Consider the following 23,583-nt stretch of genomic DNA (forward strand, 5'->3'; position numbering starts at 1 on the left):
CGGAGTCACCATGTCTTTCAGTTGTCCCCTTTGCCACGCGCGGCTCGCGCGCTCAGCGAAAAGTTTTGTCTGTCCGCAGGGACACCAGTTTGATATGGCGAAAGAAGGGTATGTGAATCTTCTGCCGGTGCAGCATAAGCGTTCCCGCGATCCGGGTGACAGCGCGGAGATGATGCAGGCGCGGCGTGCGTTTCTTGATGCCGGGAACTATCAGCCGCTCAGAGATACTGTCGCGGCGGTGCTGGGTGAACACCTGTCGGTGAACGCAACGGCTATGCTCGATATCGGCTGTGGTGAAGGTTACTACACTGCAGCGTTTGCTGAGATGGCTGGTGAGAAAGGCGCAGAAACGTATGGGCTGGATGTCTCAAAGGTTGCCATTCGCGCGGCGGCAAAACGCTATTCAGCCGTAACGTTCTGCGTAGCCTCAAGCCACAGGCTGCCGTTCGACGATGCCAGTATGGATGCCGTGGTACGTATCTATGCGCCCTGTAAAGCGGAAGAGCTGGCGCGCGTCGTGAAACCGGGCGGATGGGTGATTACCGTCACGCCGGGTCCGCGGCATCTGATGGAGCTGAAAGGGCTGATCTACGATGAAGTACGCCTGCATGCGCCACATTCAGAGCAACTGTCGGATTTTTCGCTCAGGCAGGCGCAGTCGGTAGCGTATGAGATGAAGCTGAAAGGTGAGGAAGCCGTGGCATTGCTTCAGATGACACCGTTTGCATGGCGGGCAAAACCTGAAGTGTGGAAAACGTTAGCGACGCAGTCAGAATTTCGCTGCCAGACGGATTTCAGTATCCACTGCTGGCAGCGCGACGTTTAACCCGCGAAGTGTGCCCAGAGGATCTGGGCACCAATCCCAATTAACACGATGCCACCTAAGATCTCGGCTCGTTTGCCCAGCAGCGGACCAATAAAGCGGCCGACCATCATTCCCACCGTAGACATAATCAGCGTGGCGCAACCAATTGCCAGCGCGGTGGCAATAATATTGACCTGCAGGAATGCCAGACCGACCCCAACCGCCATCGCGTCAAGGCTGGTGGCAATCGCAGTTGTTACCAGTAGCCAGAAGCCGTGGCGGTGCTGAGGCTCGTCATCTTCATCGCTGTTACCGCGAAAACCTTCAAGAACCATTCGGCCGCCGAGGAACACCAGCAGCACAAACGCGATCCAGTGATTCCACTCCAGCACAAACTGGCTGGCGAGCATGCCAAGACCCCAGCCGATAAGCGGTGTCAGCGTTTCGATAGCGCCAAAGATCAGACCGGTACGCAGTGCTTCAGAGAATTTAGGTTTGTGGAGCGTGGCACCTTTGCCGATCGACGCAGCAAATGCGTCCATGGACATGCCGAAAGCCAGAAGGATCGTAGCGGAGATATTCATAAGAGCGTCCAGACCGGGGATATCCATATGACACATCACTGCCCCCAGTAAACAGCAGTTGATGTATCTATGGTCTCGCCTGACCACCCTGCACGTAAATGTGCTGAAAGCGATCCGTACGTGCCACGTTTTTCAACGAGTATGTTGACACGTACATTTCCTGTGAGCAGGAAATCGGCTACTCCCCAACGACGGGCGCAACCTTAACATATTTTGAGAATATAAAACAACAACAGAGAAGTATTATTTCATTAACTCGTTGATAACGATTTTCATTTAGATTTATGCGTAAAAATAACGTTAATAAGTATAAGTGAAATATCTCTTCGGAATATAGCTCAGGCTATATTCATTGTATGAGAAAACGCCAGAATATAGCCAAAGCTATGTGTTTAACTTATTGAGTTTTAACAAGTAACTTATATATTTTTTCGAGGTCGTCTATATTCCTGACGCGAATAAGCAGGCGGCGCTGTTCTAATTGCATCACTAATACACCGTCTTCAGATAAATTCATCTCTTTAATACGGTTATATTCTATCCACACATTGGCGAAGAAGAATCCCGCTTTTTTGAAAATGATTTTAGGCGTACGGACCCAGAAGAGATAAACGGCCATTAATGCCAGCGCACATAATAACCATGTGGTTAATATTGCACCGTGGCTGGTGACGTTGTTGTAAATCAGAATGACGATCAGGCCAGCGAAGATAAACGCATCAACGCGACCGCGTCGCAGGAGGGGAAGGGCAAGTAGCGTCTCGCCGTGGCGGCGGGGCATGATGAACTCGTCATAGATCGCGTAAGCCAGAAGGGCAACAATAAACAAAACCAGTACGATGTCCGTGACAGTCATTCATCCTCCAGATAAAAAAACCGGGGGCAAGCCCCCGGCGTATATAACGTTATGTCTTACAGACCCAGCAGGCCGATAGCGTAGCCCGCGATACCGATGACGAAGAAGCCAACGATGATCCAGAGTGGGTTAACTTTCTTACGCAGCAACCACATACAGGCGAAGGTCAGCAGCAGCGGGACAAGGCCCGGCATCAGCTGGTCCAGAATGGTCTGTACGGTGGTGACACGGGTCTGACCATCCTGACCGGTGATGGTCGATACCACCAGCGGGATGTTCACGTGTGTCCACTTGTTAACCAGCGCCCCCATGACAAACAGGCCGAGGATTGACGCCCCCTCAGTCAGTTTTTGCAGGAAGCCGCCGCCCATATCCTTAACGATATCCACGCCTTTACGGTAGCCGTAAGCTACGCCGTAGTAACGGGTCAGCAGACGCACCGCATTGAACAGGATGAAGAACAGCAGTGGACCAAGCAGGCTGCCGCTCATCGCGATACCGGCACCCAGTGCCGCAAAGACCGGACGCACGGTACCCCAGAAGATTGGGTCACCTACGCCAGCCAGCGGGCCCATCAGACCGACTTTGATACCGTTGATGGCACCATCGTCAATCTCTGCGCCGTTGGCACGTTGTTCTTCCATCGCCAGCGTAACGCCCAGTACCGGTGCTGCTACATAAGGATGGGTGTTGAAGAATTCCAGGTGACGCTTAATCGCCTGACGACGCGCTTCGTTGTTTTCCGGATACAGGCGTTTGATTGCCGGCACCATGGAGAAGCAGAAGCCCAGCGCCTGCATACGTTCGAAGTTCCATGAACCCTGAAACAGGTTAGAACGGATGAACACGCCACGAATATCACCCGGAGTGAGTTTTTTCTCAGTGGTAGTTTTAGTCATATCAACCATTTCGCTCACCTGCTAGTCCAGTTCGTTATCGAGATCGTTATTACCAGCAGCCTGCGCTGGGGCACCCGCAACGCGGTTATATTTCGGGCTCAGCTGGATGTAGAGAATCGCCATCACTGCGCCAATCACACCCAGAGCAACCAGGTTAAAGTTAGTGAATGCAGCGGTAACGAAGCCGAGGTAGAAGAACGGCATCAGGTAGCCTGCGCGCATCATGTTGATAACCATCGCATAACCTACTACCACGATCATACCACCGGCAATGTTCAGACCGCTGGTGACCACTTCAGGGATCGCATTCAACATGCCCTGAACTTCACTGGTTCCTACAGAGATTGCAACGATTACGGCCGGGATAGCGATACGCATCGCCTGCAGGAACAGGGACGAGACGTGAATCCAGGATAGCGCCGTCAGGTTGCCATTTTCGGCCGCCTTATCTGCCGCGTGCTGGAATGCAACGGTGATAGTACGAACGATGATGGTCAGAACCTGGCCTGCTGCTGCCAGCGGGATAGCCAGGGCGATACCTGCACCGATGCTTTGGTGACCGGCAATAACCAGAACGGTTGAAATAATGGACGCCAGCGCGGCATCAGGCGCAACCGCCGCACCGATGTTCATCCAGCCGAGGGCGATCATCTCCAGCGTACCACCGATGATGATACCGGTTTTCATATCACCGAGAACGGCACCAATCAACGTACAGGCCACCAGAGGACGGTGGAACTGAAATTCATCAAGTACGGATTCCATACCCGCAATACACGCGACGATGAACACCAGCACAATCTGAAGAGTGGTAATCTCCATTGTACTTCTCCTATTACCTATGCTTTATGTGAAAAACCGGCGCGGGCTTATTTCCCAACTTTGCCGATCAAATCCATCATTTTCAGTTTCTGATCTGTGGAAACCTTACGGGCTTCCAGCTCAATACCGCGCGCATTCAGTTTGTTGAATGCCTCGATATCTTTCTCGTCGACTGAAATCGCGTTGTTGACCTGCGTTTTGCCCTGACGGAAAGCCATACCACCAATGTTGACGGAGGTGATTTTCACGCCGCCTTCAACAATGCGCTCGACGTCTGTCGGGTTTGTGAACAGGAGCATCACGCGTTCACCCGCATATTTCGGGTTGTTATAAACGCGGATCATTTTGGCGACATCCACCACGTGCGCGGTAACGCCCGGCGGTGCAACCTGAGTCAGAAGGGTACTACGCACCTTGTCGGCGGCGACATCGTCGCTGACCACGATAATGCGCTTAACGTTCGTTTCTTTGGTCCAGCGCGTTGCCACCTGGCCGTGGATCAGACGGTCATCGATACGGGCAAGGCCGATAACCATATAATCGTTCGGGCCCATCGGCTTCGCGGGTGCTGCAGCTTTCGGTGCCGCAACGGCTGGAGCGGGTTTCTCAACTGGCTGTGCTTTCAGCGCTTTCACGCCTTCGCGACCGGTTTCAACGGCCAGCGCCACCAGTTCATCGAAACTCGGGTTATCGTCACGTGCCATGAAGGTTTCCACCAGCATCGGGATATTCACCCCTGCGACGACTTCATAATGCTCTTTATCGACGACAATACGGCTGGCCGCGTTAAACGGACTGCCGCCCCATGTATCAACGAGAAACAGCACGCCTTTGCTGGTATCCAGCTTTTCCAGTTGAGCAGTGTACTTCTCTATCAGCGTCTCGGCGTTTTCACCGGGAACGAAATCGATCCAGCCGACGTTTTCCTGCTCGCCTAACAGCATCTCTGCGGTTTTGAGTAGCTGTTCTGCAGCCCAACCATGTGTGCCTATGACAATAGCAATGGTCACTTGCTACCTCCTTTTATTATCATTAATACGCCTGCCGGGCAGTCGTACTGAGAATCGTATCTCGTAAACCGAATCGATTCAGATAAGGGTTAGAGTTCAATAAACTAAGACTTCCGCGAATTATTTTAGATAGTGAAAAAATAATTTATGTGATGAAGATCCGTAATTTAGCTTCGCATTACAGAATTTCCTGTAGGGTAAAGCACTTGTGTTACAGATCTTTGCAAAGGAACGTAAATCTTTGCTAAAAAGCTGTTGTCTCTGATATGTTTAGCCTCCGTTTAATTGTTCAGGAGTAGAGGGCAGCAGCCCACTGTATGGATCGTCACCGACGTCAGTCATCTACCAGGCCATTTCGCGCCTTTTTCACCGGCGAACCTCGCCACGCATCAACTCTGTCTGCCATTGATTCGCCCACTCTAATCGGGGCACCGTTTGGTCATTCCTTTAGCAGGAGCTTGTCATGGAATTCTTAATGGACCCGTCAATCTGGGTGGGATTGCTCACGCTGGTTGTGCTGGAGATCGTTCTCGGCATTGATAACCTGGTGTTTATCGCCATCCTCGCGGATAAGCTACCGCCAAAACAGCGTGATAAAGCACGTCTGATTGGCCTCTCGCTGGCGCTGGTTATGCGTCTGGCACTGCTGTCCGTAATTTCGTGGATGGTTACGCTGACGAAACCGCTGTTTACCGTCATGGATTTCACCTTCTCAGGACGTGACCTGATCATGTTGCTGGGGGGGATATTCCTGCTGTTCAAAGCCACAACAGAGCTACATGAACGGCTGGAGAACCGTCAGCACGATGACGGTCACGGTAAAGGCTATGCCAGCTTCTGGGTTGTTGTTCTGCAGATTGTCGTGCTGGATGCCGTCTTCTCATTGGATGCGGTGATCACGGCGGTCGGCATGGTGAACCACCTGCCGGTCATGATGGCGGCGGTTGTCATTGCAATGGCGGTCATGCTGCTGGCCTCGAAACCGCTGACGCGTTTCGTGAACCAACACCCGACGGTGGTGGTGCTGTGTCTGAGCTTCCTGCTGATGATTGGTCTGAGCCTGGTGGCGGAAGGCTTTGGCTTCCATATTCCGAAAGGCTACCTGTACGCCGCGATTGGCTTCTCGATTCTTATCGAGCTGTTTAACCAGATTGCGCGTCGTAACTTTATTAAGCAGCAGTCCACATTGCCGCTGCGTGCCCGCACCGCGGACGCCATCCTGCGTCTGATGGGCGGTCGTCGCCAGGTAAACGTGCAGTCTGATTCCGAGAGCCGCAACCCGGTTCCGGTTCCTGAAGGCGCATTTGTGGAAGAAGAGCGCTACATGATTAACGGCGTACTCTCCCTGGCGTCCCGCTCGCTGCGCGGCATTATGACCCCGCGCGGTGAAATCAGCTGGGTGGATGCCAATCTGAGCGTCGATGAGATCCGCCAGCAGTTGCTCTCTTCACCGCACAGCCTGTTCCCGGTTTGCCGCGGTGAACTGGATGAAATCATCGGCGTGGTGCGTGCAAAAGAGATGCTGGTGGCGCTGGAAGAGGGCGTCAACGTTGAAGCCATTGCGGCCGCGTCGCCTGCTATTGTCGTACCGGAAACGCTGGACCCTATTAACCTGCTGGGTGTGCTGCGCCGCGCGCGCGGGAGCTTCGTCATCGTGACCAACGAGTTTGGCGTGGTGCAGGGCCTTGTCACGCCGCTGGACGTACTTGAAGCGATTGCCGGCGAGTTCCCGGATGCGGACGAAACGCCGGAAATCGTTGCTGATGGTGAAGGCTGGCTGGTGAAAGGAACGACCGACCTGCATGCGCTCTCGCATACGCTGGGTGTAGAGAACGTCGTTAATGACGATGAAGACATTGCCACCGTGGCAGGGCTGGTCATTGCTGTTAACGGGCAAATCCCGCATGTCGGCGATGTCATTGAATTGCCGCCGTTACATATCACGATTGTCGAAGCCAACGATTATCGCGTTGATATGGTGCGCATTGTTAAAGAGCAATCAGCACATGACGAAGAAGAATAAGCCTTTCTAACGTAATGGCATCAAGGGCACGATGTGTCCGTTATGATGCGCTGGCGGGGGCGTGCTCCCCGCCAGCCATTTCGGAAACTCCCGCAGCGGCATGGGCCGGGCATAGAAAAATCCCTGCAAGATATGCACACCGTGGTGACGCAAATACCGCGACTGCTCCTCGGTTTCAACCCCTTCTGCAACCAGTTCAATATTCAGCCGTTGCCCCAGAGCGATAATGATATCCATCACCGTCGAATTCACGGCATCGGTACCGATTGCAGTGGTGAAGGACCGGTCAATTTTCAGCACGTCCGGATGAAGTTTTTCGAGCCAGGAGAGGGAACTGTTCCCGGTGCCGAAGTCATCAATGGCAAGTTTCACTCCTTTATGATGCAGCTCACGGACAATGCGATAATCCACATCCTTCAGCGCATCACGCTCTGTCAGTTCAATCACCAGTTGCTGAATCGGCCTGGCGCTGAACCAGGAGCGGTTGAGATCCTGCAGCAGGGTGGCGTGACGAAAATGGCTGGCGGCAACGTTGATGCCAATATGAAAACCGCTTGATGCCGGGAAATACCCTATCTGGCGTACCGTTTCGCTGATGACGTAGCGGGTCAGCGGCACAATCAGGTTATGTTCCTCCGCCAGTGGGATAAACACATCGGGTGAGATCCAGCCCTGACGTGGGTTCTTCCAGCGCAGCAGGATCTCAACACCGATGCAGTCCTGGGTGCGGGCATTCACCAGCGGCTGGCAGAAAAGCTCAAATTCCCGCGCCGCAAGCCCCATATTGATCTCCCAGGTGAAGCTCATCCGGCGTGCGGTGGCCAGCCAGACAATATAACCCACCAGTAAACTGAGCATTAGCGCCAGTGGAAGTTGCGTGGGGAGATTTTTTAGCGCCATTTTGCCCGGACCAGGGCTGCTTACGGTAATAGTGAAAGGATAATGCGCTGAGGCTTGCTGCATCCGCGCGTCGTTGCTGCTCAACGTTAATTTGTCAGTGACCTGCTGGCCGTAACGCAGAAAACTGTCGCCCACCCTCAGCACAACGTCAGTAATCAGCGGTCGTTGTGGCTCAAGTATCATTTTGGTGATGAGATCGATATTCACAATCTCCATCACCCCATCCTGACCGCTCAGAGAGACGGGATACCACTGGACAAGGATCGGGCTGCCTTTCAACAGCCACTGATCCGTCGATAAAATTAGCTTTGGCTCTGCGGCGGGCAAAACCGCTTGAAAATCGTTTATCGGGACACGCCGCGTTCCGAAAATACTTGAACAGTAGAGGATGCCTTCTTTAATCAGGGCAATAGAACGCACGGTCTGCAGAATGGCGGCTTGCTTTCGCAACACAAGGTGAGCCTGTGGGCAGGGTTGCCCCACCAGAGGGAGTAGCGCGTCACGGCTGTTTTCCAGTGAAAGCAAAATATTATCCAGCGAGTGAACGGTATGGCTGGCAAATTCGAGTATCCGATCCTGATTACTATTACGCTGTGAAATAAAGCGGATGCCCAGCGTGAGGATGAGCGTAAGGAGCGCAACCGTCCCACAGACGATAACGCGTTTTCGGCGATATTTTTTGATTATCGTTTGTGCATTTTGCATGACACGGTCGCCCGTTACGCTGCCAGCCCCAAAAGCCGGAAGCAACAGAGAAAGTGTAGTGGGGAATGCGTCATCAGACGAGACGTGAGGAAAAAATTCGCCCATCCGTTGCAGACGGGCGAAAGGAGTATTAGTCGCACTGCACCTTAATAGCCAGACCGCCACGGGAGGTCTCACGGTACTTCGCGTTCATGTCTTTGCCGGTTTCGTACATGGTTTCGATAACCTTATCCAGCGATACGCGAGGTTCGCTGGTACGGCGCATGGCCATACGCGAGGCGTTGATCGCTTTCACCGAGGCAATGGCGTTACGCTCAATGCACGGCACCTGCACCTGGCCCGCAACCGGATCGCAGGTCAAACCGAGGTTATGCTCCATGCCGATTTCCGCTGCCACGCACACCTGCTCAGGGCTCGCGCCCAGCAGTTCTGCAAGGCCCGCAGCGGCCATGGAACAGGCCACACCCACTTCACCCTGGCAGCCCACTTCAGCACCCGAGATCGACGCATTCATCTTATACAATGCGCCAATCGCGCCTGCCGCCAGGAAATAACGAATGTAGATGTCTGCAGTCACAGGCTCGATAAAGTGGTCATAGTAAGCCAGCACTGCCGGAACGATACCGCAAGCGCCGTTCGTTGGCGCGGTAACAACACGCCCACCTGCCGCATTCTCTTCGTTCACCGCCAGCGCAAACATATTCACCCAATCCACCACGTTCATTGGATCGTTGGAGTATTTGTCGGTGGTGACCAGCATACGGCGCAACGCTGAAGCACGGCGCGGTACGCGCAGAGGGCCCGGCAGCACGCCTTCGGTGTTCATGCCGCGGTCGATACAGGCACGCATGGTCTGCCACACGTTGGCAAAATAGTCTTCAATCTCTTTTTTGCTGTGCAGCGCCAGTTCGTTCTGCATCACCATGCCGGAGAGCGACAAGCCCGTCTCTTTGCAAAACGCAAGCATCTCAGTCGCCGATTTGAACGGATACGGCACGTTGACATCGCCTGCGGACTCTTTGCCAAAGTGCTCTTCATCGACGATGAAACCACCGCCAATGGAGTAATACGTTTTGCTGTAAATTTCTTTCTCGCCGTTCCAGGCGTGGATGGTCATGCCGTTTTCATGCAGCGGCAGGTTGTCGCTGCGAAAACGCATGCCGTCATCCTGCGGGAAATCCACTTCGTGCTGGCCGTTCGCCAGCAGCAGGCGTCCGCGCGTTTCCACGTCGCGGATGAATGCCGGAATGGCATCAATATCAACAGTGTCCGGCATGTTACCTGCCAGACCCATAATAATGGCGATATCGGTGTGGTGGCCTTTACCCGTGAGAGACAGCGAGCCGTAGACATCCACGGCGACACGGGTAACGCTTTCCAGTAATCCTTTTTCGACCAGATCATCGACGAACTGTTTACCGGCCTTCATCGGCCCGACAGTATGGGAAGAAGAAGGACCAATTCCCACTTTGAACATGTCGAATATACTAATCACTTTCACACTCCTGACAGGGTTACCGGGGTTCCAGTAACGATGTTATAACTGCGCATAGTGTAAGAGGGAACATCCACCTCGGCTTAACTATTCACATGAATTAAACTAATGGTTAACGATGGTTTTGCTAATAGCGCGACGCCGATCGCAAACCTGGCAGAAGAGGGTGGAATGTAAAGTATAGTCAAGGCTTCAGGCCGATTTGCAGCGCCAGCTCACGAATGATGCCCGCCGTCATGCCCCAGACAAAATAATGCTGATACCAGGACAACCAGACCCGATGGGCATGGCCCCGACGCTGGATATCCAGTGGGTGGTAACGCCCCAGGCGAAGCGCCTCTTCCAGCGGCATTTCAAACACGGCAGAGACTTCATCGACACTGGCGTGGTACTGAAGATCGGGCGGAATAATGCCGACCACCGGCGTTACCTGAAAGCCGGTGACACTGTCGACCGGTGGCAGGACGCCAATAATTTCGACGGCTTCAGGCGGAATGGCGACCTCTTCCTGCGCTTCACGGAGTGCTGCGGCAATTAACGACGCATCGGTGCTGTCCACCGCGCCTCCCGGAAAAGCAACCTGACCCGCGTGTTTACGCATATGCGGTGAACGTTGCGTGAGCAGCAAACCGGGCTGCTCACGGCGTACCACCGGGATCAGCACCGCAGCCTGGCGGCTGTTCAAGGTTTCACGGTTCACTTGCGGACGTAACAGCTGAAAGCGTGATAAAAAATCATCCAGCGTCAGGTTCTCTTTTTCCACCCGTTAGTTCTCCAGTTGTTTCAGGATACGGTTAACTTTATCAAAGGTTTCCTGATATTCCGCCTCGACCTGACTATCGGCAACAATGCCGCCGCCTGCGGAACAGTACAGGTTTCCGTTGCAGGCGGTGAGGGTGCGGATGGTAATGCTGGTATCCATGGTGCCGCACAGGCTCACATAGCCGATGCTGCCACACCAGGCATTGCGGCGGTGCGGCTCCAGCTCATCGATGATCTCCATTGCCCGCACTTTTGGTGCACCGGTGATGGAGCCACCGGGAAAGGCGGCTCGCAGCAGATCGCAGGCGGTGCGAGCTTCGGGTAAGCGCGCGATAACGGTGCTGACCAGATGATGCACCGCGGGGAACGGCTCAACAACGAACAGTTCGGGCACGCGCACGCTGCCCGGTTCCGCGACGCGGCCAATGTCATTGCGCATCAAATCGACAATCATCAGGTTTTCGGCGCGATCTTTTGGTGACGCAGCCAGCTTTTCTGCCTGAAGGCGATCGGCAACGGGATCGGCCAGACGCGGAAGCGTGCCTTTGATCGGGCGCGTCTGAATGGTGCCATCCGCAAGATGGATAAACCGCTCGGGGGAAAGGCTGAGGATCGCGCCGTGTTCGAGACGTATGAACGCGCTAAACGGTGCGCGGTTACTGGCATTAAGGCGGGTAAACGCCTGCCACTCGTCGCCCTGATAGGTTGCCTGGAAACGCTGAGCGAGGTTGACCTGGTAACAATCGCCGCTTTGCAGATAAGCCTGAACGCGTGCGAATTTCTCTGCATATTCCTGCCTGCTCATGTTTGAACGCCAGTCTGAGGTCAAGCTGAATGCGTCGGCGGGTGCAGGCTTTTGCGCCTCAAGCCAGGCGAGACGGGCATTCACATCTGAATGGCTAAGCAGGGAAACCACCTGACGGTGGTGATCGACAATCAATGCCCAGTCGTACAGCCCCACAGCCATATCGGGCAGCGGGATATCCTCTTTCGCGTGGTTCGGCAGCGTTTCGAAACGGCGACCCAGATCGTAGCCAAACAAGCCCAGCGCCCCACCCTGGAAAGGGAGGTCCGGGTTCGGTGTAGCGGATAATTTCAGCGCGCTGATTTCTTGCTGAAGCTGCATCAGCGGATCGTCCGTCGGCGACTGGTCATCGGTTGTCAGCGTCTTTAGCGGATCGGCCACCAGAATATCAAAACGGCTGTATGGGTGCGCCGCGTAGCCAGAGTGCAGCAGCATCGCAAAAGGAAGGTGGCTCAGGCGGGCAAACCAGAATTCCGCGGCGTCAGAACGCCAGGGCAAAGTAATGACAGTGGGGAAGCGCATGTTCATGTGTGGCATACTACCGGGCAGCGTGAAATAATTAGCGCGAATAATTTAGCAGGAGTTGACGATGTTTGCAGGTTTACCTTCTCTCAGTCATGACCAACAGCAGAAAGCCGTTGAGCGCATCCAGGAGCTGATGTCCCAGGGGATGAGCAGCGGGCAGGCGATTGCGCAGGTGGCGGAAGAACTTCGCGCCAGCCATACCGGCGAGCGGATCGTGGCGCGTTTCGAGGATGAGGACGAAGAGTAATCCGGCTCAGACCGCCGCGATAATCTTAATCTCTACCTTGTATTCCGGTTTCATCAGTGTGGCCTGTACGGTGCAGCGTACAGGCGCATGACCCGCTACGACCCACGCATCCCACGCTTTATTCATCGCCGCGAAATCGTCTTTATTCGCCAGGAAAATCGTCGCATCCAGAATGCGGGATTTATCGCTGCCCTGTTTTTCCAGTACGGCGTCGATCTGCGCCAGGGTGTTCGCCGTCTGCTCAAAGGCATCGGCGTCAAGATTAGCCGGAACACCAGTGTAGTAAAGCGTCTGGTTATGGATCACCACATCAGACCAGCGGGCTTCGGCATCAATGCGCACGATTGTCATAAACGTTTCCTCGTTATTTTCATATCAGGCGGCAAGACTGCCATATTGTTCTCCCTTCGTCACTATTTGGGGTGGCACAGGAGAGAATGGGCTGACATAATCCCTGTGCAAAAATACAGTGAGAGAGCACCGTGGCAGACGATTTTTCCCCTGAAGGTCAGTTAGCGCAGGCCATCCCCGGCTTCAAACCGCGTGAACCACAGCGTCAGATGGCGCACGCCGTTGCACGCGCAATCGATAACGCACAACCGCTGGTGGTTGAGGCCGGAACCGGCACGGGTAAAACCTACGCTTACCTCGCCCCGGCGCTTCGGGCGAAAAAGAAAGTGATTGTCTCGACAGGGTCGAAAGCTCTGCAGGATCAGCTCTACAGCCGTGATTTACCGACGGTTGCAAAAGCGCTGAAATATAAAGGTCGTCTGGCGCTGCTGAAAGGGCGGTCTAACTATCTCTGCCTGGAAAGGCTTGAACAGCAGGCGCTGGCGGGAGGCGACCTGCCGGTACAAACCCTGAGCGATGTCATTATCCTTCGCGCCTGGGCCAACCAGACGGAAGAGGGGGATATCAGCACCTGCGCGAGCGTACCGGAAGATTCCCCTGCCTGGCCGCTGGTCACCAGTACCAACGACAACTGCCTCGGCAGCGACTGCCCGCTGTATAAAGACTGTTTTGTGGTGAAAGCGCGTAAAACCGCCATGGACGCCGATGTGGTGGTGGTTAACCACCATCTGTTCCTCGCGGATATGGTGGTCAAAGACAGCGGCTTTGGCGAACTCATCCCTGAAGCGGACGTGATGATCTTCGATGAAGCCCACCAGCTTCCGGATATCGCCAGCCAGTATTTCGGCCAGTCGCTCTCCAGCCGCCAGTTGCAGGATCTGGCGAAAGATTTCACCATCGCCTATCGCACCGAATTAAAAGATACCCAGCAGCTACAGAAATGTGCCGACCGTCTGGCGCAAAGCGCGCAGGATTTCCGCTTACATCTTGGCGAGCCAGGTTATCGCGGCAACCTGCGTGAACTGCTGGCGGACAAAAATATCCAGCGCGCCTTGTTGCTGCTGGATGATGCGCTTGAACTCTGTTACGACGTGGCAAAATTGTCACTCGGTCGCTCCGCGCTGCTGGATGCCGCTTTTGAGCGCGCCACGCTCTACCGCGGACGGCTCAAAAGGCTGAAAGAGATCAACCAGCCAGGGTTTAGTTACTGGTATGAATGTACCTCGCGTCACTTCACGCTGGCCCTGACGCCGCTGACGGTCGCGGATAAATTTAAAGAGGTGATGGCGCAAAAACCGGGGAGCTGGATCTTCACCTCGGCAACGCTGTCAGTGAATGACGATCTGCACCACTTTACCGAGCGTCTGGGGATTGAGCAGGCGGAATCACTGCTGCTGCCAAGTCCGTTTGATTACGAAAAGCAGGCGTTGCTCTGTGTGCCGCGCAATTTACCGTTGCCGAATCAGCCCGGTGCAGCGCGCCTTCTTGCGGCGATGCTGAAACCGATGATTGAGGCCAACAATGGCCGCTGCTTTATGCTCTGTACCTCCCACGCCATGATGCGCGACCTGGCAGAACAGTTCCGTGCCACCATGGCACTGCCGGTTCTGCTGCAGGGGGAAACCAGCAAGGGACAACTGCTGCAACAGTTTGTCAGTGCGGGTAACGCGTTGCTGGTGGCAACCAGCAGCTTCTGGGAAGGGGTGGACGTGCGCGGCGATGCGCTTTCACTGGTGATCATCGACAAACTGCCGTTTACCTCCCCGGACGATCCGCTGCTGAAAGCGCGAATGGAAGATTGCCGTCTGCGCGGGGGCGATCCCTTCGACGACGTGCAGTTACCCGACGCGGTGATAACCCTGAAACAGGGTGTCGGGCGTCTGATCCGCGACGTCACCGATCGCGGCGTGCTGGTGATCTGCGACAACCGACTGGTGATGCGCCCTTACGGTGCCACCTTTCTGGCAAGCCTGCCGCCCGCGCCACGCACGCGTGACATTAAACGCGCAGTCCGTTTCCTGGCTAACCCAACGGCGGAGTAATTTGCCCCGGAGTATGCTAAGATGCGCGCCATTTTGTGACTGACCACTGCGAGAGCGCGACGACTGATGCGAATTCTGGCTATTGATACCGCTACAGAGGCCTGTTCTGTTGCCCTGTGGAACGACGGTGCTATCTGTGCTCATTTCGAAGAGTGCCCACGGGAACACACCCAACGTATTCTGCCCCTGGTGAAAGCGATTTTGACCGAGGGCAACACTGCCTTAACCGAACTTGATGCGCTGGCCTATGGCCGTGGCCCTGGCAGCTTTACGGGCGTGCGCATCGGGATTGGTATCGCGCAGGGGCTGGCGCTGGGCGCTGATCTGCCGATGATCGGCGTCTCCACGCTGGCGACCATGGCGCAGGGCGCATGGCGAATGACCGGCGCAACCCGCGTACTGGCAGCGATTGATGCCCGCATGGGGGAAGTCTACTGGGCTGAATATACCCGTGATGAAAACGGCGTCTGGCACGGTGAAGAGACAGAAGCGGTACTTAAGCCGGAGGCGGTAACTGAACGTCTGCAGCAGTTGTCCGGCGAGTGGGCAACGGTCGGTACCGGCTGGCCCGCCTGGCCGGAGATGGCGAACGGCACCGGTTTAACGCTGGTGGATGGCAACATGCTTCTTCCCGCTGCGGAGGATATGCTCCCAATTGCCCGTCAGTTGCTGGCGGCAGGAAAAACCGTGGCCGTTGAACACGCCGAGCCGGTTTATTTGCGAAACACGGTTGCGTGGAAGAAACTTCCAGGCCGCGAATGAATCTCAGTAACAGGAACTGAGAAAAAAGGAGTCGCATCATGGCGGTTCAGACTAAAGTTGTACGCCTTTTTATGGCAGGCGTGGTTGCCATAGCACTGAGCGGGTGTGTAACCGTTCCTGATGCGATTAAGGGCAGCAGCCCTACGCCACAGCAGGATCTGGTTCGCGTGATGAATGCGCCTGAGCTGTATGTCGGCCAGGAAGCGCGGTTTGGCGGTAAGGTGGTTGAGGTCGTAAACCAGCAGGGCAAAACCCGCCTGGAGATTGCGACTGTGCCACTGGATAGCGGTGCGCGGCCAATGCTGGGCGAGGCTTCGCGTGGGCGGATCTATGCTGACGTCAGTGGCTTCCTTGACCCGGTTGATTTCCGTGGGCAACTGGTCACGGTGGTAGGGCCCATCACCGGTTCGGAGCAGGGTAAAATCGGCAATACGCCGTACAAATTTATGACCATGCAGGTGAACGGTTACAAACGCTGGCGCATTGCGCAGCAGGTGGTGATGCCGCCGCAGCCGATCGATCCGTGGATGTGGGGTCCACACCCGTATCGTTACGGTTATGGCGGATGGGGCTGGTACAACCCTGGTCCAGCACAGGTTCAAACCATCGTAACTGAGTAACTTACTGTTATTACTAGAAAAGAGACAGCGGCTCAGCCGCTGTCTCTGTTTTTTTACGGATAAAACGAAAAAAAAGAGTGACGCGCTTCGCAACCTTAAATCTGGGTAATTAATAAACTGGTACGCTGAGTTAATATAATGTTAACGAACTGTTTATTATCGGGGTTGTGATGACGACGAACGCTCATTTCAGAGGTGATGCATTGAAGAAGGTTTGGCTTAACCGTTATCCCGCAGATGTGCCTGCGGAGATCAACCCTGACCGTTATCAATCCCTGGTTGAATTATTTGAACATTCGGTAAGACGCTACGCTGACCAGCCGGCATTTGTGAATATGGGCGAAGTCATGACCTTCCGTAAACTGGAAGAGCGTAGCCGGGCGTTTGCTGCTTATCTGCAGGAAGGGCTGGGGTTGCAAAAAGGGGACCGCGTCGCGCTGATGATGCCAAACCTGTTGCAGTACCCGGTGGCGCTGTTCGGGATACTGAGGGCAGGGATGATTGTCGTCAACGTCAACCCGCTCTACACGCCGCGCGAGCTTGAACACCAGTTGAATGACAGCGGCGCGGCCGCGATTGTCATCGTCTCGAACTTCGCCCATACGCTGGAAAAAGTGGTCGAGAGAACGCAGGTTAAACACGTTATCCTGACGCGCATGGGCGACCAGCTCTCCACGGCGAAAGGCACGCTGGTGAACTTCGTCGTTAAGTACGTTAAGCGTCTGGTGCCAAAATATCATTTGCCGGATGCCATCTCGTTCCGCCGCGCACTCCATGCTGGCTACCGTATGCAGTACGTCAAACCGGAGGTTGTTTCTGAAGATCTGGCGTTCCTGCAATACACGGGGGGCACCACAGGTGTTGCCAAAGGGGCAATGCTTACGCATCGCAACATGCTGGCAAACCTTGAGCAGGTGAACGCGACCTATGGACCGCTCCTGCATCCAGGCAAAGAGCTGGTGGTGACCGCGCTACCGCTGTATCACATTTTCGCGCTTACAATGAACTGCCTGCTGTTTATTGAGCTGGGCGGGCAGAATCTGCTGATCACCAACCCTCGCGATATTCCGGGCCTGGTGAAAGAGCTGGCGAAATACCCGTTCACCGCCATGACGGGCGTAAACACGCTGTTTAACGCGCTGCTTAATAACAAAGAGTTTCAGCAGCTTGATTTCTCCACGCTGCACCTTTCCGCAGGCGGCGGGATGCCTGTTCAGCAGGCAGTTGCTGAGCGCTGGGTGAAGCTCACCGGGCAATATCTGCTGGAAGGTTACGGGCTGACGGAATGCGCGCCGCTGGTCAGCGTTAACCCGCACGATATCGACCACCACAGCGGCAGCATCGGCTTGCCGGTGCCATCGACCGAAGCCAAACTGGTCGATGATGACGGTAATGAAGTACCCCATGGCGAGCCGGGCGAGCTATGCGTCAGAGGCCCACAGGTTATGCTGGGCTACTGGCAGCGCCCGGATGCTACCGACGAAATCCTTAAAGACGGCTGGCTGCACACTGGCGATATCGCCGTGATGGATGATGAAGGCTTCCTGCGCATCGTTGATCGTAAAAAAGATATGATCCTCGTCTCCGGTTTTAACGTCTATCCGAACGAAATTGAAGACGTGGTGATGCAGCACAGCGGTGTGCTTGAGGTGGCGGCAGTGGGCGTCCCTTCCGGCAGCAGCGGTGAGACGGTGAAGATTTTTGTGGTCAAAAAAGATCCTTCGCTGACAGAGGACGAGCTGATCACCTTCTGTCGACGTCAGTTGACAGGCTACAAGGTGCCGAAGCTGGTTGAATTCCGCGATGAGCTGCCAAAATCCAACGTCGGGAAGATATTACGACGAGAATTACGTGACGAAGCCCGTGCCAAAGTGGACAATAAGGCCTGAGCTTCACGTTAATCGCCCAGACGCCGGTTAAGCCGGCGTTTTTTATGGGCGCAAACAAAAGAGAGTCCGATTTGAATTACCAGATGATCACTACCAATGACGAGCTGGCTTCGCTGTGCGAGGTGACGCGCGATTTTCCCGCTATCGCTCTGGATACGGAATTTGTCCGTACCCGCACGTATTATCCGCAGCTGGGGCTGATTCAGATGTACGACGGCAAACACGTCTCGCTGATCGACCCTCTCGGTATTACCGACTGGACGCCGATGCGTGAGTTGCTGCTCGATACTGCCGTGACCAAATACCTGCACGCGGGCAGTGAAGATCTGGAAGTGTTTCTCAACACCTTTGGCATCATGCCGCAGCCTCTGATTGATACGCAGATCCTCGCCGCCTTCAGCAATCGCCCGCTGTCGTGGGGGTTTGCGGCCATGGTGGAGGAGTACACGGGCTTAGTGCTGGACAAAAGCGAATCCCGCACCGACTGGCTCGCCCGCCCGCTGACGGCGCGTCAGCTGGAATATGCGGCGGCTGACGTATTCTACCTGCTGCCCATTGCCGGACAGCTGATGAAAGAGGCCGACGCCTCCGGATGGCTGCCAGCCGCACTGGATGAGTGTCGTATGACGCAGCTACGCCGTCAGGAAGTGGTTGATCCAAAGGATGCGTGGCGCGATATCACCAACGCATGGCAGCTCCGCACGCGTCAGCTGGCATGCCTGCAGTTGCTGGCCGACTGGCGTCTGCGTAAAGCGCGCGAGCGCGACCTGGCCGTTAACTTTGTGGTGCGTGAAGAGCATCTCTGGGCGGTTGCGCGCTATATGCCTGGCAGCATGGGCGAGCTGGATAGCATCGGGCTTTCCGGTAGCGAGATCCGTTTCCATGGCAAAACGCTGCTTGCGCTGGTGGCAAAAGCGCAGCAAATGCCGGATGACGCACTGCCGGAGTCACTGCTGAATCTGATGGACATGCCGGGCTATCGTAAAGCGTTCAAGGACATAAAGGCGCTGGTGCAGGACGTGGCGAGCGAAAGTAAACTGAGCGCGGAACTGCTGGCCTCACGGCGTCAGATTAACCAGTTGCTGAACTGGCACTGGAAGCTGAAACCACAAAATGGGCTGCCGGAGATGGTGGCGGGCTGGCGCGGGGAATTGATGGCCGATCGCCTGAATACGCTGCTGGAAGCATACCCACGATAAAGACTATGCCGGGTCATGAAACCATGCCCGGCACATTTTCCCGGTGACGCTACGCTTACCGGGGCTACGAAATCACAAACCTACGGACGCGACTCTTCCGCTTCCGGGAGCGTCACATTAAGCTCCAGAATCGAAATATCCCCGTCTTTCTGCTCAAGCTGTACGGTGACCATTTCCGGGTCAATCTGCACGTATTTACAGATCACTTCCAGAATGTCCTTGCGCAGCTGCGGCAGGTAGTGCGGCTCGGCGTCGCTACGACGACGCTCCGCAACGATGATTTGCAGACGCTCTTTAGCGATGTTGGCGGTGCTTTTTTTCCGCGAGAGAAAAAAGTCCAGTAATGCCATAACTTATCCTCCGAACAGGCGTTTGAGGAAACCTTTCTTCTCTTCTTCAATGAAGCGGAAAGGACGTTCTTCTCCCAGCAGACGGTCTACGGTATCCGCATACGCTTTACCCGCGTCTGCCTGTGTATCCAGAATAACCGGTTCACCCTGGTTAGACGCGCGCAACACGGACTGATCTTCCGGGATCACGCCAACCAGCTTGATGCGCAGGATCTCCAGCACGTCTTCCATGCTCAGCATATCACCCTTGTTCACACGACCCGGATTGTAGCGGGTCAGCAACAGGTGTTCTTTGATCGGCTCCTGGCCATTTTCCGCACGGCGGGATTTGGAGGCCAGAATACCCAGAATTCGGTCAGAGTCACGAACGGATGAGACTTCAGGGTTGGTGGTGATGATCGCTTCATCGGCGAAGTAGAGTGCCATCAGCGCACCGGTTTCGATACCGGCAGGGGAGTCACAGACCACAAAGTCGAACTCCATCTTTTTCAGATCGTCGAGCACTTTTTCCACGCCTTCGCGGGTCAGCGCGTCTTTATCACGGGTCTGAGAAGCCGGGAGAATGTAGAGATTCTCGGTGCGTTTGTCTTTAATCAGCGCCTGGTTAAGCGTGGCATCGCCCTGAATGACGTTAACGAAGTCATACACAACGCGACGCTCACAGCCCATGATCAGGTCCAGGTTACGCAGGCCGATATCGAAATCGATAACGACAGTTTTCTTTCCCTTCTGGGCCAAACCAGTAGCGATGGCCGCGCTGGAGGTGGTCTTGCCAACGCCTCCTTTACCCGAAGTCACAACAATAATGCGTGCCATAGAAATTCCTTGTTAAAAGGGATCAATTTAACGGTTGAACGGTCAAAGCGTTGTCTGCTAACAGCAGGCGAGCCGCTTTGCCATAAAATTCGGCTGGGATCTTGTCGCTCAGCCAATATTCACCTGCGATGGACACCAGCTCCGCCGTCAGGTGAGTACAAAATATTTGTGCATCCCGATCGCCACTTGCACCTGCGAGCGCTCGCCCACGCATCATACCGTAGACGTGAATATTGCCATCTGCAATCAGTTCTGCGCCAGCGCTGACGTGGCTTGTAACAATAAGATCACAGTTTGGCGCATAAATACGCTGACCGGAACGAACCGGCACATCAATCAATCGTGTTTTTGTGACGGAAGTAGCGTTTTGCACCGGAGGCGGGGCTGTTTGTGCGGCGACAGGAGCCTGACGTGGGGCTTTTTCTTTACCTTCGTTAAGAAGCGGCAGCCCTGCGCGGTCAATTTCTGCTTTTAACTCAGCGTCTTTACAGCCGCTGATGCCAACAATACGCAGCCCGGTCGACGAGACGGCCTGCTGGAGCAGCTCCCAGTTAACGGGAGCGTCCAGGCTACTGACATTGACGACGACGGGGGCATGTTTCAAAAATGCGGGAGCCTGCGCAATTTTGTCTTCTAACGCCTGACGAATAACCTCGGGTTTTGCATCATGCAAATGAACCACTGATAAGGTGAAGCTACTGCCTTTAAGCTCGATGGGCGTGTTTGACATCCTGGCCTTACTCAATTTGCTATTAACCGCAACACGTCGCTGCGATATTCCGAAGAGTATCAGGCATGTTATAGTCAGGAGTATATTGAGGCAAGCAACCACCCATTAATTCAGAGTAAAAACATGTTTTGTGTGATCTACAGAAGTACAAGCCGCGACCAGACCTACCTGTATGTCGAAAAGAAAGACGATTTTTCCCGCGTGCCTGAAGAATTAATGAAAAGTTTTGGCCGGCCACAGCTAGCCATGCTGTTACCGCTGGATGGGCGTAAGAAACTGGTGAATGCCGATCTGGAAAAAGTGAAAACGGCATTAACCGAGCAAGGCTATTATTTACAGCTTCCACCACCACCCGAGAATTTATTAAAACAGCATCTTGAGGTGAACGGAAAGAAATAGTCCGGGACGCTTCCGGAAACAACACATCAACCGTTTAGGGGTCGACCATGTATCAACATCATAACTGGCAAGGTGCATTACTGGATTATCCCGTCAGCAAAGTGGTCTGCGTCGGCAGCAACTATGCCAAACACATTCAGGAAATGGGCAGCGCGACGCCAGAAGAGCCGGTGCTGTTCATAAAGCCAGAGACCGCGCTTTGCGATATTCGTCAGCCGCTGGCGCTACCGCAGGGACTGGGGTCCGTTCATCATGAAGTGGAGCTGGCCGTGCTCATCGGTGCAACCCTGCGTCAGGCTTCCGAAGAGCATGTGCAGAAAGCCATTGCCGGTTACGGTGTCGCTTTGGATCTCACCCTGCGTGACGTTCAGGGTAAAATGAAGAAAGCAGGGCAGCCGTGGGAAAAAGCCAAAGGTTTTGATAATTCCTGCCCGATTTCGGGCTTTGTGCCGGCAGGAGAGTTTACCGACGATCCGCAGAACACCCCGCTCAGCCTGAAGGTGAACGGCGAGATCCGCCAGCAGGGAACAACCGCAGATATGATCCACAAGATCGTGCCGCTGATAGCCTATATGAGCCGCTACTTTACCCTGAAACCGGGCGATGTGATTCTGACCGGTACGCCTGAAGGCGTCGGCCCGCTTCACGGTGGCGACGAACTGGACGTCAGCTTTAATGGCCTTTCCCTGAAAACCCGCGTGCTGTAAAAGCATATTGCCGCCTTTATCGGGCGGCAAAACTTGCATCAACGTGCCAGACTCGTTATAAGGTGCGCTTTCTTTTGACGTGTGGACATCCTGATGAACGACATCCCTTTCTGGCAACGTAAAACGCTCGACGAAATGACCGACGTGGAGTGGGAGTCGTTATGCGACGGCTGCGGGCAGTGCTGCCTGCATAAGCTGATGGATGAAGATACCGACGAGATCTATTTCACCAACGTTGCCTGCAAGCAGCTCAACATCAAAACCTGTCAATGCCGCAACTACGAGCGCCGCTTCGAATATGAGCCGGACTGCATCAAGCTAACCCGCGAAAACCTGCCAACGTTTGAATGGCTGCCGCATACCTGCGCCTATCGTCTGCTGGCGGAAGGAAAGGATTTGCCGACATGGCATCCACTGTTGACCGGCTCTAAAGCGGCGATGCACGGCGAGCGTATTTCCGTGCGCCACATTGCGGTGAAAGAGTCTGAGGTGCGGGACTGGGAAGACCACATTATGAACCATCCCAATCGTTGATAATAAAAAACCCGCTAAGGCGGGTTTTTTTATGCGCTGTTGTGTCGGGTGGCGCTACGCTTACCGACCTACACAATCGTAGGCCCGCGCAAGCGAAGCGCCACCGGGCAAATTAGCGCCCAAAAAGATCGCGTTTCTTCGGTTTGAACGGCTGCGCAATCAATACCAGCAGCGCCACAACGAAGTAGGCCACAAAGATACCCACCAGCCATTGTGGCATCTCCAGCGTCAGGAATTCCCACTGACGGACTGAACAGTCACCGGATGCCACAAACACCTGCGGCAGCCATTTATCCAGCGGTAGCCAGCTCGGGAAGCGGGCGGCGAAATCACAGGTCATAAACGGTGACGGATGCAGCTGCATCATGGTGTGCTGCCAGGAAAGCTCAATCCCTTTCCAGGCGCTGTACAGCCAGACAGCAATACCGACGTAGCGTAACGGCGATTTTGGGGCAATCGCACCCACCAGGCCTGCCCCCATAATGCCGAACAGCGCGCAGCGTTCATAAATGCACAGCACGCAAGGTTTCAGCCCCATCACGTGCTGGAACCACAGCGCGACCATTTCCAGCGCAAAGGCGGTCAGGGCCATTAACAACCACGCTCCGCGACCGCGGGAGCACTGGTTTAAAAATCTCAACATAATCATTTCCCTGGAACATGCTTAGAAAGCGCAGTGTAAACGAATTCGTTTTTCGCGCCACCTGTACCTGACGAAATAAACGTAATTGGATGTTTATCATGCG

At 54.7% G+C, this 23,583-nt stretch carries 25 protein-coding genes and 1 riboswitch; of the genes, 11 read left to right on the forward strand and 14 right to left on the reverse strand.

From position 1 onward, the window contains the following. The first annotated feature begins 10 nt into the window (after positions 1 to 10). A complete protein-coding gene (gene rlmA / locus ABGB15_RS09190) occupies positions 11 to 826 on the forward strand; it encodes a 23S rRNA (guanine(745)-N(1))-methyltransferase (protein ID WP_215722219.1) in 816 nt (271 codons plus the stop codon). On the opposite strand, the gene mntP is transcribed toward rlmA, so the two are convergent. The 5 genes from mntP to manX form a co-directional block, all read right to left on the reverse strand. Next, a complete protein-coding gene (gene mntP, locus ABGB15_RS09195) occupies positions 823 to 1,389 on the reverse strand; it encodes a manganese efflux pump MntP (RefSeq protein ID WP_215722218.1) in 567 nt (188 codons plus the stop codon). The two genes, rlmA and mntP, sit on opposite strands and share 4 nt — an antisense overlap. Positions 1,390 to 1,399: 10 nt before the next feature. Continuing rightward, positions 1,400 to 1,588, reverse strand: a riboswitch (yybP-ykoY riboswitch). A 198-nt stretch (positions 1,589 to 1,786) separates the two neighbouring features. Beyond that, positions 1,787 to 2,245, reverse strand: coding sequence for a DUF986 family protein (locus ABGB15_RS09200; protein WP_215722217.1), 459 nt, complete (start codon positions 2,243 to 2,245; stop codon positions 1,787 to 1,789). 56 nt (positions 2,246 to 2,301) lie between these two features. Beyond that, positions 2,302 to 3,153, reverse strand: coding sequence for a PTS mannose transporter subunit IID (locus ABGB15_RS09205; protein WP_045911197.1), 852 nt, complete (start codon positions 3,151 to 3,153; stop codon positions 2,302 to 2,304). A gap of 12 nt (positions 3,154 to 3,165) precedes the next feature. Then, positions 3,166 to 3,966 carry a PTS mannose transporter subunit IIC gene (gene manY, locus ABGB15_RS09210; RefSeq protein ID WP_003859914.1) on the reverse strand — a complete coding sequence of 267 codons (801 nt, stop codon included), beginning with the start codon at positions 3,964 to 3,966 and terminating at the stop codon, positions 3,166 to 3,168. Between the two features lie 47 nt (positions 3,967 to 4,013). Next, positions 4,014 to 4,976: a PTS mannose transporter subunit IIAB gene (gene manX, locus ABGB15_RS09215; protein WP_152081383.1), complete on the reverse strand. Its 963-nt coding sequence runs from the start codon at positions 4,974 to 4,976 to the stop codon at positions 4,014 to 4,016. A gap of 463 nt (positions 4,977 to 5,439) precedes the next feature. Here manX and yoaE point away from each other — a divergent pair, with 463 nt between their 5' ends. Further along, entirely contained in the window at positions 5,440 to 6,999 is a 1,560-nt protein-coding gene (gene yoaE / locus ABGB15_RS09220) for a CNNM family cation transport protein YoaE (protein ID WP_152081382.1), read from the forward strand. Positions 7,000 to 7,005: 6 nt separating this feature from the next. Here yoaE and ABGB15_RS09225 read toward each other — a convergent pair whose 3' ends face one another. The 4 genes from ABGB15_RS09225 to pabB all read right to left on the reverse strand — a co-directional run bounded on the left by ABGB15_RS09225 (position 7,006) and on the right by pabB (position 12,194). Then, positions 7,006 to 8,604 (reverse strand): EAL domain-containing protein, encoded by a 1,599-nt coding sequence (locus ABGB15_RS09225; protein WP_215722216.1) that lies wholly within the window; start codon positions 8,602 to 8,604, stop codon positions 7,006 to 7,008. Between the two features lie 130 nt (positions 8,605 to 8,734). Continuing rightward, positions 8,735 to 10,099: an L-serine ammonia-lyase gene (gene sdaA, locus ABGB15_RS09230; protein ID WP_152081380.1), complete on the reverse strand. Its 1,365-nt coding sequence runs from the start codon at positions 10,097 to 10,099 to the stop codon at positions 8,735 to 8,737. 184 nt (positions 10,100 to 10,283) lie between these two features. Further along, positions 10,284 to 10,862, reverse strand: coding sequence for a CoA pyrophosphatase (locus ABGB15_RS09235; RefSeq protein WP_215722215.1), 579 nt, complete (start codon positions 10,860 to 10,862; stop codon positions 10,284 to 10,286). 3 nt (positions 10,863 to 10,865) lie between these two features. Further along, a complete protein-coding gene (gene pabB, locus ABGB15_RS09240; protein WP_215722404.1) occupies positions 10,866 to 12,194 on the reverse strand; it encodes an aminodeoxychorismate synthase component 1 in 1,329 nt (442 codons plus the stop codon). 61 nt (positions 12,195 to 12,255) lie between these two features. Here pabB and ABGB15_RS09245 point away from each other — a divergent pair, with 61 nt between their 5' ends. Next, a complete protein-coding gene (locus tag ABGB15_RS09245) occupies positions 12,256 to 12,438 on the forward strand; it encodes a YoaH family protein (RefSeq protein WP_152081378.1) in 183 nt (60 codons plus the stop codon). Positions 12,439 to 12,444: 6 nt separating this feature from the next. Here ABGB15_RS09245 and ABGB15_RS09250 read toward each other — a convergent pair whose 3' ends face one another. Further along, entirely contained in the window at positions 12,445 to 12,789 is a 345-nt protein-coding gene (locus ABGB15_RS09250) for a RidA family protein (protein ID WP_008500498.1), read from the reverse strand. 131 nt (positions 12,790 to 12,920) lie between these two features. Between ABGB15_RS09250 and ABGB15_RS09255 the strand changes: the two genes are divergently transcribed. The 5 genes from ABGB15_RS09255 (at position 12,921) to rnd (ending at position 19,301) form a co-directional block, all read left to right on the forward strand. After that, positions 12,921 to 14,831: an ATP-dependent DNA helicase gene (locus ABGB15_RS09255; RefSeq protein WP_215722214.1), complete on the forward strand. Its 1,911-nt coding sequence runs from the start codon at positions 12,921 to 12,923 to the stop codon at positions 14,829 to 14,831. 66 nt (positions 14,832 to 14,897) lie between these two features. Further along, positions 14,898 to 15,593, forward strand: coding sequence for a tRNA (adenosine(37)-N6)-threonylcarbamoyltransferase complex dimerization subunit type 1 TsaB (tsaB, locus tag ABGB15_RS09260; RefSeq protein ID WP_152081376.1), 696 nt, complete (start codon positions 14,898 to 14,900; stop codon positions 15,591 to 15,593). A gap of 38 nt (positions 15,594 to 15,631) precedes the next feature. Next, on the forward strand, positions 15,632 to 16,213 hold the full coding sequence (locus ABGB15_RS09265; protein ID WP_152081375.1) for a Slp family lipoprotein: 582 nt from the start codon (positions 15,632 to 15,634) through the stop codon (positions 16,211 to 16,213). Positions 16,214 to 16,416: 203 nt separating this feature from the next. Continuing rightward, positions 16,417 to 18,102 (forward strand): long-chain-fatty-acid--CoA ligase FadD, encoded by a 1,686-nt coding sequence (fadD, locus tag ABGB15_RS09270; RefSeq protein ID WP_215722213.1) that lies wholly within the window; start codon positions 16,417 to 16,419, stop codon positions 18,100 to 18,102. A gap of 83 nt (positions 18,103 to 18,185) precedes the next feature. Beyond that, positions 18,186 to 19,301, forward strand: coding sequence for a ribonuclease D (gene rnd, locus ABGB15_RS09275; protein WP_152084385.1), 1,116 nt, complete (start codon positions 18,186 to 18,188; stop codon positions 19,299 to 19,301). Between the two features lie 80 nt (positions 19,302 to 19,381). Here the strand turns inward: rnd and minE are convergent, their stop codons facing one another. From minE to minC, 3 genes are read right to left on the reverse strand one after another with little or no spacing between them, the layout of a single operon-like run. Then, positions 19,382 to 19,651 (reverse strand): cell division topological specificity factor MinE, encoded by a 270-nt coding sequence (gene minE, locus ABGB15_RS09280; protein ID WP_010432714.1) that lies wholly within the window; start codon positions 19,649 to 19,651, stop codon positions 19,382 to 19,384. Positions 19,652 to 19,654: 3 nt separating this feature from the next. Beyond that, positions 19,655 to 20,467: a septum site-determining protein MinD gene (gene minD / locus ABGB15_RS09285; protein ID WP_003859938.1), complete on the reverse strand. Its 813-nt coding sequence runs from the start codon at positions 20,465 to 20,467 to the stop codon at positions 19,655 to 19,657. Between the two features lie 22 nt (positions 20,468 to 20,489). Then, positions 20,490 to 21,197, reverse strand: coding sequence for a septum site-determining protein MinC (minC, locus tag ABGB15_RS09290; protein WP_215722212.1), 708 nt, complete (start codon positions 21,195 to 21,197; stop codon positions 20,490 to 20,492). A gap of 123 nt (positions 21,198 to 21,320) precedes the next feature. Here minC and ABGB15_RS09295 point away from each other — a divergent pair, with 123 nt between their 5' ends. From ABGB15_RS09295 to ABGB15_RS09305, 3 genes are all read left to right on the forward strand, one after another. Then, complete coding sequence (locus tag ABGB15_RS09295; protein ID WP_014832355.1) at positions 21,321 to 21,596, forward strand: YcgL domain-containing protein; 276 nt, start codon at positions 21,321 to 21,323, stop codon at positions 21,594 to 21,596. Positions 21,597 to 21,643: 47 nt separating this feature from the next. Next, entirely contained in the window at positions 21,644 to 22,303 is a 660-nt protein-coding gene (locus tag ABGB15_RS09300; protein WP_152081372.1) for a fumarylacetoacetate hydrolase family protein, read from the forward strand. Between the two features lie 93 nt (positions 22,304 to 22,396). After that, complete coding sequence (locus ABGB15_RS09305) at positions 22,397 to 22,837, forward strand: YcgN family cysteine cluster protein (protein WP_152081371.1); 441 nt, start codon at positions 22,397 to 22,399, stop codon at positions 22,835 to 22,837. 112 nt (positions 22,838 to 22,949) lie between these two features. Here ABGB15_RS09305 and dsbB read toward each other — a convergent pair whose 3' ends face one another. Beyond that, positions 22,950 to 23,480 (reverse strand): disulfide bond formation protein DsbB, encoded by a 531-nt coding sequence (gene dsbB / locus ABGB15_RS09310; RefSeq protein ID WP_152081370.1) that lies wholly within the window; start codon positions 23,478 to 23,480, stop codon positions 22,950 to 22,952. Between the last annotated feature and the right edge of the window lie 103 nt (positions 23,481 to 23,583).

It is taken from the genome of Enterobacter sp. MALB-1 (genome assembly GCF_041021625.1).
GTDB classification, from domain to species: domain Bacteria; phylum Pseudomonadota; class Gammaproteobacteria; order Enterobacterales; family Enterobacteriaceae; genus Enterobacter; species Enterobacter oligotrophicus.